We start from the raw sequence: 16,637 nt of genomic DNA, 5'->3' as shown, positions 1-16,637 counted from the left end.
CGCGGCTCGCCGCGCCTTTGTTTATTGGAGGCCCTATCATGTCCACCTTGCTTACCCTCGACAGCGCCAGGCTGCGGCTGCGCCCCTGGCGTGACGACGATCTGCCGGCCTTCGCCGCGCTCAACGCCGATCCGCAGGTGATGCGCTATTTCCCGGCGCTGATGACGGCCGAGGAAAGCCGCGCGCAGGCCGAACGCATCCGCGCCTTCATGCAACAACACGGCTGGGGGCTGTGGGCGGTGGAAGTGAAAGACGGCGCGCCTTTTATCGGCTTTGTCGGGCTGGCGCGGCCGGGTGACGACCTGCCCTGCTCCCCCTGCGTGGAGATTGGCTGGCGGCTGGCGGCGGCTCACTGGGGCAACGGCTACGCCGCTGAGGCGGCGCGCGCCGCGCTGGCGTGCGCCTTCGACACGCTGCACCTGCCGGAAGTGGTGTCCTTCACCGCCGAAGATAACCAGCCGTCGCGCCGGGTGATGACGCGCATCGGTATGCGCTTCGACGGTGAAACCTTCCTGCACCCGCGCCTGCCGGCGGGCCATCCGCTGCAACAGCACGTCTTGTACCGGCTTAACCGGCAAACGTGGCGCGAACGCCACGGCGATTAATACAGCGTATCCTTCAGCCGCTGCGGCAGCGCGCTGTCGTACTCCTCACCGTCGAAGCGCGTTTGGCTCACCGCGGCCAAGATTTGGCCGGGGCTGGGCAGCGCCGAACGTTCGAGGCGGCGGCCCTCTTCCCACAACCCCGAACGCAAGATCGCCCGGCTGCACTGGAAGAACACCGCCTCCACCCGAATGCGCAGCACCGAACGCGGCAGCTGGTTGCGGTGGGCGAAGCGCTGCAACACCGCCGGCGCCACCACGATCTCCGCCCGCCCGTTAATCCGCAGCGTTTCGCCGATGCCGGGGATCAGCAACAGCAGCGCCACCCGGTTATCGTGCAGGATATTGCGCAGGCTATCGATGCGATTATTGCCGCGCCGGTCCGGCAACAGCAGGGTTTTCTCGTCTTCGATCTGGATAAAACCGGCCGGATCGCCGCGCGGGGAGACATCCATGCCGTCCGGCCCGACCGTCGAGAGGGCGGCAAACGGCGCCGCCTCGATAAACGGACGGTACGCCGGGTGGATATAGCTGACTTCTTTAAAAACCGAGGGCGCGGCAGGTTTGCCGTAAAGCTGTTCCAGCGCCGCGAGGTCGTTGATGATATCGCCAGACATTGCAGTTTCCTGAATAAGTCATATTGACCCCTTCAGCATAGAGCAAAATCGCCGGCGGCTCTTACTCAGCGCTGGCGTGGTTCAGCGTCTGAATGTCGTCCGCATCCAGCGTCAGGCGGGTGGCGCTGACCAACTCATCCAGCTGCGGCAACGAGGTGGCGCTGACGATCGGCGCGGTGATGCTCGGACGCGCAATCAGCCAGGCCAGCGAGACCTGCGCCGGAGAGCTGCCGTGTTTACCTGCCACCTGATCCAGCGCCGCCAGAATGCGGAAACCGCGCGGGTTCAGGTAGCGTTCGACGATGCGATCGCCGCGCTGGCTTTTGCCCTCGTCTGCTTTGCTGCGGTATTTGCCGGTCAGGAAGCCGCTGGCCAGCGCAAAGAAGTTGATCACCCCGAGACCATGGCGCTGCGCCACGCCTTCCAGCTCGGCTTCATACCCTTCGCGCGCATACAGATTGTATTCCGGCTGCAGGGTTTCGTAGCGCGCCAATCCGTTGCTTTCGCTCACCCGCAGCGCTTCTTCCAGGCGATCCGCCTGATAGTTGGAGGCGCCGATCGCCCGCACCTTGCCGGCCTTGATCAGCGCATCGAACGCCGCCAGCGTCTCTTCCAGCGGCGTATCGCGGTCATCGTCGTGCGACTGGTAGAGATCGATATAATCGGTTTGCAGACGGCGCAGCGAATCTTCCACCGCCTGCTGAATATAGCGCGGCGACAGCCCCTGTTTGCCTTCGCCCATCGGTTTGCCCACCTTGGTGGCGATGATCACCTGGTCGCGCTTGCCGCTCTTCTTCAGCCATTCGCCGATGACGGTTTCCGATTCGCCGCCCCGGTTGCCCGGCGCCCAGCTGGAATAAACGTCGGCGGTATCGATAAAGTTGAGCTGATTGTCCACCAGCGCATCCAGCAGATTGAACGAGGTCGCTTGATCCGCCGTCCAGCCGAACACGTTGCCGCCAAAGGTCAACGCCGGCACCTGAATGCCCGAACGGCCCAGTTGTTTCTTGCTCATCACAAAGGCTCCATGGGTTAAATGATTTGCCTGTTAATTATTAGCGCCAAATGCAGGAAATCGTTAAAACGTATTGGCTATAAGCCGGAATAAATCACTTATAAACATAGCACGCGCAAATCACCCACTTATTAAGACAATGCTGACGGTTCCTCCATATTTCCTTCATTTTTATGCCGTCTTCGCTGGCTAAACTAGTATCCTGTAAGGAGTGTCATTTTTGTGGCAATGAGTGCCCGCGCCCCTGCCTTTTGGAGAGAATTTTCACCACCATGAATGCAAAACCCCAACGTCGTTCCCTGCTGCTGCGCCTGCTGGCTGCGGCGATTGCGATCATCGTCGCCGTTCTGGCCTGGCGCCATTTCAGCGCAGCCCAACCGACCGCCGGGACGACGCCGGGCGCGCACCAGGCCGCCGGTAAAACGGGAGCGGGCCGCGCGGCGGGCGGCAGACGCGGCGCGCCGATGTCGCCGGTGCAGGCGGCGACAGCCACGCAACAAACCGTGCCGCGCTATCTTTCCGGCTTGGGCACCGCCACCGCCGCCAATACCGTGACCGTCACCAGCCGGGTCGATGGCCAACTGATGGCGATCCACTTTACCGAAGGCCAGCAGGTCAAAGCCGGCGATCTGCTGGCGGAGATCGATCCCCGGCCGTTCCAGGTGCAGCTGACCCAGGCTCAGGGGCAGTTGGCAAAAGATCAGGCCACGCTGGCCAACGCCCGGCGCGATCTGGCGCGCTATCAGCAGTTGGTGAAAACCAATCTGGTTTCCCGTCAGGAGCTGGATACGCAGGCCTCGCTGGTGCAGCAAACCGAAGGCGCCATCAAAGCCGATCAGGGCGCGGTCGACAGCGCCAAACTGCAAATCACCTACAGCCGCATCACTGCGCCAATCGACGGCCGCGTCGGGTTGAAACTGGTCGACGTCGGCAACTACGTCACCAGCGGCAGCACCACCGGTCTGGTGGTGATCACGCAGACGCACCCGATCGACGTGGTGTTCACGCTGCCCGAAGGCAACATCGCCGATCTGCTCAAGGCGCAAAAAGCCGGGCCGGTGAGCGTCGAAGCCTGGGATCGCACCAACCAGAACAAGCTGACGACCGGTTCGCTGCTGAGCCTGGACAACCAAATTGATACCGCCACCGGCACCATCAAGCTGAAAGCGCGTTTCGCCAACGAAGATGACGCGCTGTTCCCCAACCAGTTCGTCAACGCGCGGCTGCAGGTGGATACCCTGCACGATGCGGTGGTGATCCCGACCGCCGCGCTGCAGATGGGCAACGAAGGCAACTTCGTCTGGACGCTCAGCGAAGACAACAAGGTCAGCAAACATCGGGTCACCGCCGGCGTGCAGGACAGCCGGCAGGTGGTGATCAGCGCCGGCCTCAACGCCGGCGATCGGGTGGTGACCGACGGCATCGATCGCCTGACCGAAGGCATGCAGGTGGAAGTGCTCGCGCCGAGCGACGCGCCTGCGACGTCAAAAGCCAAGCGCGAACCTGACGTTCAGAGGAAGTCCTGATGCAGGTGATGCCTCCCAACGCCGGCGGCGGTCCGTCCCGCCTGTTTATTCTGCGCCCGGTCGCCACCACGCTGCTGATGGTGGCGATATTGCTGGCGGGGATTATCGGCTATCGCGCGCTGCCGGTATCCGCCCTGCCGGAAGTGGACTACCCCACCATCCAGGTGGTGACGCTATACCCCGGCGCCAGCCCGGACGTGGTCACCTCCGCCATTACCGCGCCGCTGGAACGCCAGTTCGGCCAGATGTCCGGCCTGAAGCAAATGGCGTCGCAAAGCGCCGGCGGCGCCTCGGTGGTGACGCTGCAATTCCAGCTGACGCTGCCGCTCGACGTCGCGGAGCAGGAAGTGCAGGCGGCGATCAACGCCGCCACCAACCTGCTGCCGAACGATCTGCCCTACCCGCCGATTTACAGCAAGGTTAACCCCGCCGATCCGCCGATCCTGACGCTGGCAGTGACCTCCACCGCCATGCCGATGACGCAGGTGGAAGACATGGTGGAAACCCGCGTGGCGCAAAAAATTTCTCAGGTGACCGGCGTCGGCCTGGTGACCCTGGCCGGCGGCCAACGCCCGGCGGTGCGTGTAAAATTGAACGCCGCGGCGGTCGCCGCCTATGGCCTGAACAGCGAAACCATCCGCGCCGCCATCAGCAACGCCAACGTCAACTCGGCGAAAGGCAGCCTGGACGGCCCGACCCGCTCGGTCACCCTGTCCGCCAACGACCAAATGAAATCCGCCGACGACTATCGCCAGCTGATCGTCGCCTATCAGAACGGCGCGGCGATCCGCCTGCAGGATATCGCCACCATCGAACAAGGGGCGGAAAACACCCGGCTGGCGGCCTGGGCCAACCAGCAGCAGGCGATCGTGCTGAACATCCAACGCCAGCCCGGCGTCAACGTCATCACCACCGCCGACAGCATCCGCGAAATGCTGCCGACGCTGATTAAAAGCCTGCCCAAGTCGGTCGATGTCAAGGTGCTGACCGATCGCACCACCACCATCCGCGCCTCGGTCAGCGACGTGCAGTTCGAGCTGCTGCTGGCGATCGCGCTGGTGGTGATGGTGATCTACGTGTTCCTGCGCAACGTGCCGGCGACCATTATCCCCAGCGTGGCGGTGCCGCTGTCGCTGGTGGGCACCTTCGCCGCCATGTACTTCCTCGGCTTCTCCATCAACAACCTGACGCTGATGGCATTAACCATCGCCACCGGTTTCGTGGTGGATGACGCCATCGTGGTGATCGAGAACATCTCGCGCTACATCGAGAAAGGGGAAAAACCGCTCGACGCCGCGCTGAAAGGGGCCGGCGAGATCGGCTTCACCATCATCTCGCTGACCTTCTCGCTGGTGGCGGTGCTGATCCCGCTGCTGTTCATGGGCGACATCGTCGGCCGCCTGTTCCGCGAGTTCGCCGTCACGCTGGCGGTGGCGATTTTGATCTCCGCCGTGGTATCGCTGACGCTGACGCCGATGATGTGCGCCCGCATGCTCAGCCACGAATCGCTGCGCAAGCAGAACCGCTTCTCCGCCGCCTCCGAGCGCTTTTTCGAGCGCGTGATCGCGCGATACGGCCAGTGGCTGAAAACGGTGCTGAACCACCCCTGGCTGACGCTCGGCGTGGCCGTGGGCACCCTGGCGCTGACGGTGTTGCTGTACCTGCTGATCCCGAAAGGCTTCTTCCCGGTGCAGGACAACGGCATCATTCAGGGCACGCTGGAGGCACCGCAGAGCGTTTCGTTCAGCAACATGGCCGAGCGCCAGCAGCAGGTCGCGGCGCAGATCCTCAAAGATCCGGCGGTGGAAAGCCTGACCTCGTTCGTCGGCGTCGACGGCAGCAACGCCACGCTCAACAGCGGCCGGCTGCAGATCAACCTGAAGCCGCTGAGCGAACGCAGCGACCGCATTCCGGCGATCATCAGCCGCCTGCAGCAGCAAACGGCGCAGTTCCCCGGCGTGAAGCTGTACCTGCAACCGGTGCAGGATCTGACCATCGATACCCAGGTCAGCCGCACCCAATACCAGTTCACCCTGCAGGCGATGTCGCTGGACGATCTCAGCCTGTGGGTGCCGCAGCTGATGGATGAGCTGAAGCGCACCCCGCAGCTGGCGGACGTCACCAGCGATTGGCAGGATCAGGGGCTGGTGGCCTACGTCAACGTCGATCGCGATTCGGCCTCGCGCCTCGGCGTCACCATGAGCGACGTGGACAATGCGCTGTACAACGCCTTCGGCCAGCGCCTGATCTCCACCATCTACACCCAGGCCAACCAATACCGCGTGGTGCTGGAGCACGACGTCAGCGCGACACCGGGGCTGGCGGCGCTCAATGAGATCCGTCTGAGCGGCAACGACGGCGCCGTAGTGCCGCTGAGCGCCATCGCCAAAATCGAAGAGCGCTTCGGCCCGCTGTCGGTCAACCATCTCGATCAGTTCCCGTCGGCCACCGTTTCGTTCAACGTCGCCGACGGCTACTCGCTCGGCGAGGCGGTGGACGCGGTCACCCAGGCGGAAAAAAATCTCAACATGCCAAGGGACATCACCACCCAATTCCAGGGGGCGACCCTGGCCTTCCAGGCGGCGCTCGGCAGCACGCTGTGGCTGATTTTGGCGGCGGTAGTGGCGATGTACATCGTGCTGGGCGTGCTGTATGAAAGTTTCATTCACCCGGTGACCATCCTCTCCACCTTGCCGACCGCCGGGGTCGGCGCGCTGCTCGCGCTGATGATGGCCGGCAGCGAGCTGGACGTGATCGCCATCATCGGCATCATCCTGCTGATCGGCATCGTGAAGAAGAACGCCATCATGATGATCGACTTCGCGCTGGCGGCGGAACGCGAGCAGGGCTTATCGCCGCGCGACGCCATCTATCAGGCCTGCCTGCTGCGTTTTAGGCCGATCCTGATGACCACGCTGGCAGCCCTGCTCGGCGCGCTGCCGCTGATGCTGAGCACCGGCGTCGGCGCGGAGCTGCGGCATCCGCTCGGCGTCTGTATGGTCGGCGGTTTGATCATGAGCCAGATCCTGACGCTGTTCACCACGCCGGTGATCTACCTGCTGTTTGACAAACTGGCGCGCAACACGCATCGCCAGCCGGATACGCAGGAGCTGCCGTGAAATTCTTCGCCCTGTTCATTCACCGGCCGGTGGCCACCACCCTGCTGACGCTGGCCATCGCCATCAGCGGCGCGATCGGCTTTCGCCTGCTGCCGGTGTCGCCGCTGCCGCAGGTGGATTTTCCGGTGATTTCGATCAGCGCGTCGCTGCCGGGCGCCTCGCCGGAAACCATGGCGTCCTCGGTGGCAACGCCGCTGGAGCGCGCGCTGGGCCGCATCGCCGGGGTTAACGAAATGACCTCGATGAGCTCGCTCGGCAGTACCCGGGTCATTTTGCAGTTCGATCTCGATCGCGATATCAACGGCGCCGCGCGCGACGTGCAGGCGGCGATTAACGCCGCGCAAAGCCTGCTGCCGACCGGCATGCCGAGCCGCCCCAGCTACCGCAAGGTCAACCCATCCGACGCGCCGATCATGATCCTGACGCTGACCTCGGACACCTACAGTCAGGGGCAGCTTTACGATTTCGCCTCCACCCAGCTGGCGCAGAAGATCAGCCAGACCGAGGGCGTCGGCGACGTTTCCGTCGGCGGCAGCTCGCTGCCGGCGGTGCGGGTGGAGCTGAACCCTTCGGCGCTGTTCAATCAGGGCGTGTCGCTGGACACCGTACGGCAGGCCATCGCCAACGCCAACGTGCGCCGCCCGCAGGGCGCCGTGGAAAACCCGCAGCAGCGCTGGCAGATCCAGGCCAACGACGCGCTGAAAACCGCCGATGCTTATCGTCCGCTGATCATTCATTACAACAACGGTTCGGCGGTGCGTTTAGCCGACGTGGCCGAGGTCAAAGACTCGGTGCAAGACGTGCGCAACGCCGGGATGACCGACGCCAAACCGGCGATCATTCTGGCCATCAGCCGCGCGCCGGACGCCAACATCATCGAAACCGTCGATCGCATTCGCGCCGAACTGCCCGCCCTGCAGGAGAATATCCCGGCTTCGATTCAACTCAACGTCGCGCAGGATCGTTCGCCGACCATCCGCGCGTCGCTGGCCGAGGTGGAGCAGTCGCTGGCGATCGCCATCGGGCTGGTGATCCTGGTGGTGTTCATCTTCCTGCGCTCCGGGCGCGCCACGCTGATCCCGGCTGTCGCCGTACCGGTGTCGCTGATCGGCTCGTTCGCCGCCATGTATCTGTGCGGGTTCAGCCTCAACAACCTGTCGCTGATGGCGTTGACCATCGCCACCGGTTTTGTGGTGGACGACGCCATCGTGGTGCTGGAAAACATTTCCCGCCACGTCGAGGCCGGCATGAAACCGATCAACGCCGCGCTGCTGGGCGCGCGGGAGGTCGGTTTCACCGTGCTGTCGATGAGCGTTTCGCTGGTGGCGGTGTTTATCCCGCTGCTGCTGATGGAAGGCCTGCCCGGCCGGCTATTCCGCGAGTTCGCCGTCACTCTGTCGGTGTCGATCGGGCTGTCGCTGATCGTCTCGCTGACGCTCACGCCGATGATGTGCGCCTACCTGCTGCGCCACCAGCCGCCGCGTTCGCAGCGGCGGGCGCGCGGCTTCGGTAAAATGCTGCTGGGGCTGCAGCAGGGCTACGGGCGCTCGCTGAACTGGGTGCTCGGCCACTCGCGCTGGGTGCTGGCGGTGTTCCTCGCCACCGTTGCGCTCAACGTTTGGCTGTATATCAGCATCCCGAAAACCTTCTTCCCGGAACAGGATACTGGCCGCCTGATGGGCTTTATCCAGGCCGACCAAAGCATTTCGTTCCAGGCGATGCGCGGCAAACTGGAAGACTTCATGAAAATCGTGCGCGAAGATCCGGACGTGGAAAACGTCACCGGTTTTACCGGCGGTTCGCGCACCAACAGCGGTTCGATGTTCATCTCACTGAAACCCCTGTCGGTACGCAGCGACGACGCGCAGAAAGTGATCGCCCGCCTGCGCGCCCGCCTGGCCAAAGAACCGGGCGCCAGCCTGTTTCTGATGGCGGTGCAGGATATCCGCGTCGGCGGCCGGCAGGCCAACGCCAGCTATCAATATACGCTGCTGGCGGACGATCTCGCCGCGCTGCGCGAATGGGAGCCGAAGATCCGCACCGCACTGGCCGCATTGCCCGAGCTGGCGGACGTCAACTCGGATCAGCAGGATAAAGGCTCGGAGATGGATCTGGTCTACGATCGTGAAACCATGGCGCGCCTCGGCATTTCGGTGTCCGACGCCAACAACCTGTTGAACAACGCCTTCGGCCAGCGACAGATTTCGACCATCTACCAACCGCTCAACCAATACAAAGTCGTGATGGAAGTGGCGCCGCCCTACACCCAGGACGTGAGTTCGCTGGACAAAATGTTCATCATCAACAACGAAGGCAAAGCGATACCGCTCTCCTACTTCGCCAGTTGGCGGCCGGCCAACGCGCCGCTGTCGGTCAACCATCAGGGGCTGTCCGCCGCCTCGACCGTCTCCTTTAATCTGCCGGACGGCGGCAGCCTGTCGGACGCCACCGCCGCGGTCGAGCGCACCATGACTCAGCTCGGCGTGCCGTCTACGGTGCGCGGCGCGTTCGCCGGCACCGCCCAGGTGTTCCAGGACACCCTGAAGTCGCAGCTGATCCTGATCCTGGCGGCGATCGCCACGGTGTACATCGTGCTCGGCGTGCTATATGAGAGCTATATCCATCCGCTGACCATCCTTTCCACGCTGCCTTCCGCCGGCGTGGGGGCGCTGCTGGCGCTCGAGCTGTTCGGCGCGCCGTTCAGCCTGATCGCGCTGATCGGCATCATGCTGTTGATCGGCATCGTGAAGAAAAACGCCATCATGATGGTCGACTTCGCGCTCGAGGCGCAGCGCAACGGCGGCATCAGCGCCCGCGAGGCGATTTTCCAGGCCAGCCTGCTGCGTTTCCGGCCGATCATGATGACCACGCTGGCGGCGTTGTTCGGCGCGCTGCCGCTGGTGCTGACCCGCGGCGACGGCGCGGAGCTGCGCCAGCCGCTCGGCATCACCATCGCCGGCGGCCTGGTGATGAGCCAACTGCTGACGCTGTACACCACCCCGGTGGTCTACCTTTACTTCGACCGGCTGCAGGCGAAGTTCCGCCGCAACAAGCAACTGGCCCCGCTGCCCCATTAATGGCCGACCGATGCTGATGAAACACACCGCCACGGTACGCTGGCAACTCTGGATAGTGGCATTCGGCTTCTTTATGCAGACGCTGGATACCACTATCGTCAACACCGCCCTGCCCTCGATGGCCGCCAGCCTGGGGGAGAACCCGCTGCGCATGCAGTCGGTGATCGTCTCCTATGTGCTGACGGTGGCAGTGACGCTGCCGGCCAGCGGCTGGCTGGCGGACAAGATCGGCGTACAGCGGGTGTTTTTCAGCGCCATCGTGCTGTTTACCCTCGGCTCCCTCCTCTGCGCCCGCTCGGAAACCCTGAACGAGCTGATCGCCTCGCGCGTGATTCAGGGCGTCGGCGGCGCGATGATGGTGCCGGTCGGGCGCCTGACGGTGATGAAGATCGTGCCGCGCGAGCAGTACATGGCGGCGATGACTTTCGTGACGCTGCCGGGCCAGATCGGCCCGCTGATGGGGCCGGCGCTGGGCGGTTTCCTGGTGCAATACGCCAGTTGGCACTGGATTTTCCTGATCAATATTCCGGTGGGCATCGTGGGCGCCATCGCCACGCTGCTGCTGATGCCCAACTACCAAATGCAGACCCGCCGCTTCGATCTCAGCGGCTTTATCCTGCTGGCGATCGGCATGGCGTCGCTGACGCTGGCGCTCGACGGCCATAAAGGCATGGGGCTGTCCGTCGGCGCCATCGCCGGTCTGGTGGCGCTGGGCGCAGCGGCGCTGTTGGGGTATGTTTGGCATGCCTACGGCAATAGCCGCGCCCTGTTCTCGCTGCGGCTGCTGCGCACCCCGACCTACAAAATCGGGCTGCTGGCCAGCCTGCTGGGGCGCATCGGCAGCGGCATGCTGCCGTTCATGACGCCGCTGTTCCTGCAGGTGGGCATGGGTTTCACGCCGTTCCACGCCGGGCTGATGATGATCCCGATGATCATCGGCAGCATGGGCATGAAGCGCATCGTGGTGCAGGTAGTCAACCGCTTCGGCTACCGCAACGTGCTGGTGGCCGCCACGCTGCTGCTGGCGCTGGTCAGCCTGAGCTTCCTGCTGGCGGCGATGCTCGGCTGGCTGTGGCTGCTGCCGGTGGTGCTGTTCTTCCAGGGGATGATCAACTCACTGCGCTTCTCGGCGATGAACACCCTGACGCTGAAAGATCTGCCGGACCGGCTGGCCAGCAGCGGCAACAGCCTGCTGTCGATGGTCATGCAGCTGTCGATGAGCCTCGGCGTCAGCGTCGCCGGCATCTTGATCGGCAGCTTCGCCCATCACCAGGTGGTGGCCGATAGCCCGGCCATCCACAGCGCATTTATTTACAGCTACTGCTGTATGGCGTTGATTATCGCTCTGCCCGCGCTTGCCTTCGCGCGCGTGCCGGCCGATAGCGCGCCCAACCGCACGCTGACCAAAGAGCCGGGTACCGGCTCAACGAGGTTGCAATGAGGATAGGCATTACCGGAAAACTGTTCCTGGCCATTTTCGCTACCTGCATGCTGGTGTTGATCACCATGCATTGGGGGGTGCGCGTCAGCTTTGAGCGCGGCTTTATCGATTACATCAAGAGCAGCAACGAGCAGCGCATCAACATGCTGAGCGAAGCGCTGGAGGAACAGTACAGCCATCATGGCAACTGGATATTCCTGCGCAACAACGATCAGGTGGTCTACCAGATCATGCGTTCGTTCGAGCAGAATAGCGACAGCAGCCACAATCTGCCGCCCAAGGGGTGGCGCACCCAGTTTTGGGTGGTAGACAGCCAGTTCAATCGCTTGGTCGGGCATTCGGGCCCCTTGCCGAAGGAGGGGCCGCGCCACCCGATCCGCTACAACAACGAGATCGTCGGCTGGGTGCTCACCACCCCGGTCGAGCGCCTGACGCGCAATACCGACATCAACTTCGATCGCCAGCAGCGGCGCACCAGCTGGATTATCGTCGCGCTCTCCACCCTGTTGGCGGCGGCGGTGACCTGGCTGCTGTCGCGCGGCATGCTGGCCCCGGTCAAGCGCCTGGTGGCGGGCACCCACCGCCTGGCGGCGGGCGATTTCACCACCCGCGTGGCGGTCAGCAGCCAGGATGAACTGGGCAGGCTGGCGCACGACTTCAACCAGTTGGCCACCTCGCTGGAAAAAAACGAGCAGATGCGCCGCGCCTTTATGGCCGATGTATCACATGAGCTGCGCACGCCGCTGGCAGTGCTGCGCGGCGAGCTGGAGGCGCTGCAGGACGGCGTGCGCCAGCCGACGCCGGCGTCGCTCAGTTCGCTGCAGGCCGAGGTATCCACCCTGACCAAACTGGTCGACGACCTGCACCAGCTGTCGCTCTCCGATCTCGGCGCGCTGGCCTATCGCAAGGCGTCGGTGGACTGCGTGCACCTGGTGCAGATCGCCGTCGCCGCCTTTCGCGAACGCTTCCGCGCCAAAGGGCTGGAGATCGTCACCCATCTGCCGGCCCAGGCGCCGCTGTTCGGCGATCCCGATCGCCTGAACCAACTGTTCAATAACCTGCTGGAAAACAGCCTGCGTTACACCGACGCCGGCGGCCGGTTGGAGATCGGCGTCGAACTGCAGCCGGGGCGGCTGCTTCTTTACTGGCAGGACAGCGCGCCGGGCATCAGCGATCAGCAACTGACGCGCATTTTCGAACGTTTCTACCGGGCGGAAGGTTCACGCAACCGCGCCAGCGGCGGTTCCGGGCTGGGGTTGGCGATCTGCCACAACATCGTGGAAGCACACGACGGGAAAATCCGCGCCGAGCATTCGCCTTTAGGCGGCGTGCGCATTACAGTAGAATTTGCTACCCCGATAAAAAATAAGGCGCCCTGATGGACATTCAGAATCAACCCCTGCAGATCATGATTGTTGAAGATGAGCCCAAGCTGGGCCAGCTGCTGGTGGATTATCTCCAGGCGGCGGGCTACGCCACCCGCTGGCTGACCAACGGCAATGAGGTGGTGCCGACCGTGCACCAGCATCCGCCGGCGCTGATCTTGCTCGACCTGATGTTGCCGGGGGCCGACGGCCTGACGGTGTGCCGCGAGCTGCGCCGCTTCAGCGACGTGCCCATCGTGATGGTGACGGCGAAAATTGAAGAGATTGACCGCCTGTTGGGGCTGGAGATCGGCGCCGACGATTACATCTGCAAACCCTACAGCCCGCGCGAAGTGGTGGCGCGGGTGAAAACCATCCTGCGCCGCAGCTATCGGCCACAGGAGAACGCGCGGGAAGATGATCTGCTGCACATCGATGAACCGCGCTTCCAGGCCAGCTATCAGGGGCAGTTGCTGGATCTGACGCCGGCGGAGTTCCGCCTGCTGAAAACGCTGGCCAGCCAGCCGGGCAACGTGTTTTCACGCGAGCAGTTGCTGAACAACCTGTACGACGACTACCGGGTGGTCACCGACCGCACCATCGACAGCCACATCAAAAACCTGCGCCGCAAGCTGGAACTGATCGATGGGGAAAAATCCTTTATCCGCTCGGTATACGGCGTGGGCTACCGCTGGGAAGCCGAGCCTTGCCGGCTGATGAATGGGGTTTAGGGGGAAATCAGCGCGTCCAGTCTTCAACCGCCAACCCGGGCACCATGGCGAATGCGCGATCGTTGGTCACCAGCGTCGCGCCACGGCTCTGCGCGTGAGCGGCGATCAGTTGATCCATCGCGCCCATGATTTTGCCCTTTCTCTCCATGTTTGCCCGCATTTCACCGTAGCAGCGGGCGGCCTCGCTATCCCATGCATAGACCGTCACCGCAGCAAGAAAGGCCTCGACCATGCTTTGCAACGCCTTGTTCCGCCGTTTAGCCACACCGTAACGCAGTTCCGCCTCCGTGACGCTGGAAATACATACGGCAGAAGGCGGGAGCTTTTCCATGACGTTAAGCACCTGCGGATGCTGCCGAAACAAGTGGCTGACGGTGTTGGTATCAAACATGTACATCGCCTACTCTTCCTCTGAGAAGGGATCGCGGTCGGCAACCCCTTGCTGACGATCTTCCGCGCCAAGAAACTCTTGCGGCACCGGCGTTTGGGCGATAATGCTCAGCAGCGGTGCCCAGCTGTCCGGCTTTGCCGGATATTTGGATAAAATCACGTTGCCCTCCCGATCGCGACGGATATAGACACGATCCGTATCAAATTCAAATTCCACCGGTAACCTCACCGCCTGATTTCTGCCGTTTTTAAACAGCTTTGCGATCCTTTCCATCTCGACACCTCCACAGCAGGCATAGGCCAAAGCATATGCCTGTAGCGTGTCGATGCCAAGATGTATCGCTCATTTTTCATCCGCATTGACGAAACGGCCAAACAGTAACGCACAATCTCACGGGGTGACACCCTGTTCCCCTCGTTATGCGGCGCACTGCGCAATCACGCCTTCTCCCTTAGCTTCCCGTGCGGCGCTGTGCCTCTCGGGCGAAAACTCCGCGCCGGCGCAAAAAAACTGCGCATTTTTTCAACTAAGCTGCTGTGAGGTTTAGCCGCCGATTTTCAAGCGATTGGCTACACTTACATCACGAATCGGAACCTACAGGAGAAGAACTATGGCAATCGGTCATTACGAGCTGAAAAAAGCAAAGAACGGACAGTACCACTTCAACCTGAAAGCCAGTAACGGCGAGATCATTCTGGCCAGCGAGATGTATGCCAGCAAAGCCTCGGCGGAGAACGGCATCGCCTCGGTGCAGACCAATTCACCGCACGAAGCGCAATACGAACTGAAGCACAGCGCCAGCAATCAGCCCTACTTTGTGCTGAAAGCCAAGAACCATCAGGTGATCGGCGTCAGCGAAATGTACAGCTCCGAAAGCGCGGCCAAAAACGGTATCCAGTCGGTGATAAAAAACGGCCCGACCACCGATATCCGCGATTTGAGCGCCTGATCCCCCGTTTCACCCGCGCGGTGGCGGCCACCGCGCGTTTTCCGTTTGACCGGGATCAATCTCCCTTGAATAAATCCGGTTAACTGCTGATTTCTTGCCGCGCTGCGGCTACAATCCCCCGCTTTTACTGCGCCATCAGGTGGCGTGGTGCTGACCTGAAATCAGACCGAGACACACTATGTTTACACCAGAACTTCTCTCCCCGGCCGGCACGCTGAAAAATATGCGTTACGCCTTCGCCTACGGCGCCGATGCGGTTTACGCCGGCCAGCCGCGCTACAGCCTGCGGGTGCGCAACAACGAGTTCAACCACGAGAATCTGGCGCAGGGTATCAACGAAGCGCATGCGCTGGGCAAAAAGTTCTACGTGGTGGTGAACATCGCCCCGCACAACGCCAAGTTGAAAACCTTCCTGCGCGATCTGAAGCCGGTTATCGATATGGGCCCGGATGCGCTGATCATGTCCGATCCCGGCCTTATCATGATGGTGCGCGAAGCCTTCCCGCAGATGGACATCCACCTGTCGGTGCAGGCCAACGCCGTTAACTGGGCGACGGTGAAGTTCTGGAAGCAAATGGGCCTGACCCGCGTGATCCTGTCGCGCGAACTGTCGCTGGAAGAGATCGCCGAGATCCGCGCCGAAGTGCCGGACATGGAGCTGGAGATCTTCGTCCACGGCGCGCTGTGCATGGCCTACTCCGGCCGCTGCCTGCTGTCCGGCTACATCAACAAGCGCGATCCCAATCAGGGCACCTGCACCAATGCCTGCCGCTGGCAGTACAAAGCGGAGGAAGGCAAAGAGGACGACACCGGCAATATCGTGCACCTGCACGAGCCGATCCCGGTGCAAACCGTCGAGCCGACGCTGGGCATCGGCGCGCCGACCGACAAGGTGTTCATGCTGTCTGAAGCGCAAAAGCCAGGCGAATATATGAGCGCCTTCGAGGACGAACACGGCACCTATATCATGAACTCCAAGGATCTGCGCGCCATCCAGCACGTGGAGCGTCTGACGCAGCTCGGCGTGCATTCGCTGAAGATCGAAGGGCGCACCAAGTCGTTCTACTACTGCGCCCGCACCGCACAGGTCTATCGCCGCGCCATCGACGACGCGGCCGCCGGCAAACCGTTCGATCCGACCCTGCTCACCACGCTGGAAGGCCTGGCGCACCGCGGCTATACCGAAGGCTTCCTGCGCCGCCACGTGCACGAAGCGCAGCAGAATTACGACTACGGCTCCTCGCTCTCCGAGCGCCAGCAGTTCGTCGGCGAATTCACCGGCGTGCGCCGTGATGGCTGGGCGGAAGTCGACGTGAAGAATAAGTTCGCGCTCGGCGACAGCGTCGAAATGATGACGCCGGGCGGCAACGTGGTGTTCACCCTCGAGAGCATGCAAAATAAGAAAGGCGAATCGATTGAGGTGGCGCCGGGCAACGGCCATATCGTTTATTTGCCGATCCCGCAGGATATCGATCTCAATTATGCGTTGCTGATCCGCAATTTGGCGGAAGAAAATAGCGCCGGGGCATAAAAATGAATCGCTGTCATTCGGCGGCGATTTTTAGCAAATATTAGAATTGGATCACATCAATGCGCGCGCAGCTTGGTTACTATCACGCTGCTTAAAACGAACAACGAAAATATTTGCATAGCAATACTAGGAACCACCTCCTTAGCCGGCCCAATCTCCCTTGGGCTGGCTTTTTCTTTATGGGTGCGCCTATTTTTTCCACCATGCCTATTTCCATAACTTATTCCCGTTATCCGTTTTAATAATAATAATCACGCCGCTTCGATATATAAAT

General features: G+C 62.2%; 13 protein-coding genes. 9 read left to right on the top strand and 4 right to left on the bottom strand.

The features are described 5' to 3' along the window. Positions 1 to 38 precede the first annotated feature (38 nt). Positions 39 to 605, top strand: a complete 567-nt coding sequence (locus tag AC2CGQ_RS01270) for a GNAT family N-acetyltransferase (protein ID WP_075684606.1) — start codon at positions 39 to 41, stop codon at positions 603 to 605. On the opposite strand, the gene AC2CGQ_RS01265 is transcribed toward AC2CGQ_RS01270, so the two are convergent. Beyond that, on the bottom strand, positions 602 to 1,219 hold the full coding sequence (locus AC2CGQ_RS01265; RefSeq protein ID WP_004941582.1) for a pyridoxamine 5'-phosphate oxidase family protein: 618 nt from the start codon (positions 1,217 to 1,219) through the stop codon (positions 602 to 604). The genes AC2CGQ_RS01270 and AC2CGQ_RS01265 overlap by 4 nt on opposite strands. 61 nt (positions 1,220 to 1,280) lie before the next feature. Beyond that, positions 1,281 to 2,234, bottom strand: a complete 954-nt coding sequence (locus AC2CGQ_RS01260; RefSeq protein ID WP_015378734.1) for an aldo/keto reductase — start codon at positions 2,232 to 2,234, stop codon at positions 1,281 to 1,283. A gap of 272 nt (positions 2,235 to 2,506) precedes the next feature. On the opposite strand from AC2CGQ_RS01260, the gene AC2CGQ_RS01255 reads away from it, so the two are divergent. From AC2CGQ_RS01255 to baeR, 6 genes are read left to right on the top strand one after another with little or no spacing between them, the layout of a single operon-like run. Then, positions 2,507 to 3,760 carry an MdtA/MuxA family multidrug efflux RND transporter periplasmic adaptor subunit gene (locus tag AC2CGQ_RS01255; protein ID WP_015378735.1) on the top strand — a complete coding sequence of 418 codons (1,254 nt, stop codon included), beginning with the start codon at positions 2,507 to 2,509 and terminating at the stop codon, positions 3,758 to 3,760. Then, positions 3,760 to 6,879 (top strand): MdtB/MuxB family multidrug efflux RND transporter permease subunit, encoded by a 3,120-nt coding sequence (locus AC2CGQ_RS01250; protein ID WP_484593427.1) that lies wholly within the window; start codon positions 3,760 to 3,762, stop codon positions 6,877 to 6,879. Before AC2CGQ_RS01255 ends, AC2CGQ_RS01250 begins: the two co-directional genes overlap by 1 nt. Further along, entirely contained in the window at positions 6,876 to 9,956 is a 3,081-nt protein-coding gene (gene mdtC, locus AC2CGQ_RS01245; protein WP_015378737.1) for a multidrug efflux RND transporter permease subunit MdtC, read from the top strand. Before AC2CGQ_RS01250 ends, mdtC begins: the two co-directional genes overlap by 4 nt. A gap of 10 nt (positions 9,957 to 9,966) precedes the next feature. Next, positions 9,967 to 11,397, top strand: coding sequence for a multidrug transporter subunit MdtD (gene mdtD / locus AC2CGQ_RS01240; protein WP_103086182.1), 1,431 nt, complete (start codon positions 9,967 to 9,969; stop codon positions 11,395 to 11,397). Further along, on the top strand, positions 11,394 to 12,776 hold the full coding sequence (baeS, locus tag AC2CGQ_RS01235; protein WP_004941570.1) for an envelope stress sensor histidine kinase BaeS: 1,383 nt from the start codon (positions 11,394 to 11,396) through the stop codon (positions 12,774 to 12,776). Before mdtD ends, baeS begins: the two co-directional genes overlap by 4 nt. Then, positions 12,776 to 13,492, top strand: a complete 717-nt coding sequence (baeR, locus tag AC2CGQ_RS01230; RefSeq protein WP_015378739.1) for an envelope stress response regulator BaeR — start codon at positions 12,776 to 12,778, stop codon at positions 13,490 to 13,492. The genes baeS and baeR overlap by 1 nt, the downstream gene beginning before the upstream one ends. Before the next feature lie 7 nt (positions 13,493 to 13,499). Here the strand turns inward: baeR and AC2CGQ_RS01225 are convergent, their stop codons facing one another. Both AC2CGQ_RS01225 and AC2CGQ_RS01220 read right to left on the bottom strand, forming a co-directional pair. After that, positions 13,500 to 13,889 (bottom strand): type II toxin-antitoxin system VapC family toxin, encoded by a 390-nt coding sequence (locus AC2CGQ_RS01225; RefSeq protein WP_021504433.1) that lies wholly within the window; start codon positions 13,887 to 13,889, stop codon positions 13,500 to 13,502. A 3-nt stretch (positions 13,890 to 13,892) separates the two neighbouring features. Beyond that, positions 13,893 to 14,156, bottom strand: a complete 264-nt coding sequence (locus AC2CGQ_RS01220; RefSeq protein WP_004941563.1) for an antitoxin — start codon at positions 14,154 to 14,156, stop codon at positions 13,893 to 13,895. Between the two features lie 337 nt (positions 14,157 to 14,493). On the opposite strand from AC2CGQ_RS01220, the gene AC2CGQ_RS01215 reads away from it, so the two are divergent. Together AC2CGQ_RS01215 and trhP are read left to right on the top strand one after the other, a co-directional pair. Continuing rightward, positions 14,494 to 14,832, top strand: a complete 339-nt coding sequence (locus AC2CGQ_RS01215; protein ID WP_004941561.1) for a YegP family protein — start codon at positions 14,494 to 14,496, stop codon at positions 14,830 to 14,832. 178 nt (positions 14,833 to 15,010) lie between these two features. Then, entirely contained in the window at positions 15,011 to 16,363 is a 1,353-nt protein-coding gene (trhP, locus tag AC2CGQ_RS01210; protein WP_004941558.1) for a prephenate-dependent tRNA uridine(34) hydroxylase TrhP, read from the top strand. Positions 16,364 to 16,637 lie beyond the last annotated feature (274 nt).

The organism is Serratia sp. DFXYC6 (genome assembly GCF_057196085.1).
This window is presented reverse-complemented; position numbering and strand designations above follow the sequence as displayed.

Coding starts and splice junctions, on each gene's coding strand:
- AC2CGQ_RS01270 (WP_075684606.1), top strand. CDS start 39: ATGTCCACCTTGCTTACCCTCGACAGCGCCAGGCTGCGGCTGCGCCCC.
- AC2CGQ_RS01265 (WP_004941582.1), bottom strand. CDS start 1,219: ATGTCTGGCGATATCATCAACGACCTCGCGGCGCTGGAACAGCTTTAC.
- AC2CGQ_RS01260 (WP_015378734.1), bottom strand. CDS start 2,234: ATGAGCAAGAAACAACTGGGCCGTTCGGGCATTCAGGTGCCGGCGTTG.
- AC2CGQ_RS01255 (WP_015378735.1), top strand. CDS start 2,507: ATGAATGCAAAACCCCAACGTCGTTCCCTGCTGCTGCGCCTGCTGGCT.
- AC2CGQ_RS01250 (WP_484593427.1), top strand. CDS start 3,760: ATGCAGGTGATGCCTCCCAACGCCGGCGGCGGTCCGTCCCGCCTGTTT.
- mdtD (WP_103086182.1), top strand. CDS start 9,967: ATGCTGATGAAACACACCGCCACGGTACGCTGGCAACTCTGGATAGTG.
- baeS (WP_004941570.1), top strand. CDS start 11,394: ATGAGGATAGGCATTACCGGAAAACTGTTCCTGGCCATTTTCGCTACC.
- baeR (WP_015378739.1), top strand. CDS start 12,776: ATGGACATTCAGAATCAACCCCTGCAGATCATGATTGTTGAAGATGAG.
- AC2CGQ_RS01225 (WP_021504433.1), bottom strand. CDS start 13,889: ATGTACATGTTTGATACCAACACCGTCAGCCACTTGTTTCGGCAGCAT.
- AC2CGQ_RS01220 (WP_004941563.1), bottom strand. CDS start 14,156: ATGGAAAGGATCGCAAAGCTGTTTAAAAACGGCAGAAATCAGGCGGTG.
- AC2CGQ_RS01215 (WP_004941561.1), top strand. CDS start 14,494: ATGGCAATCGGTCATTACGAGCTGAAAAAAGCAAAGAACGGACAGTAC.
- trhP (WP_004941558.1), top strand. CDS start 15,011: ATGTTTACACCAGAACTTCTCTCCCCGGCCGGCACGCTGAAAAATATG.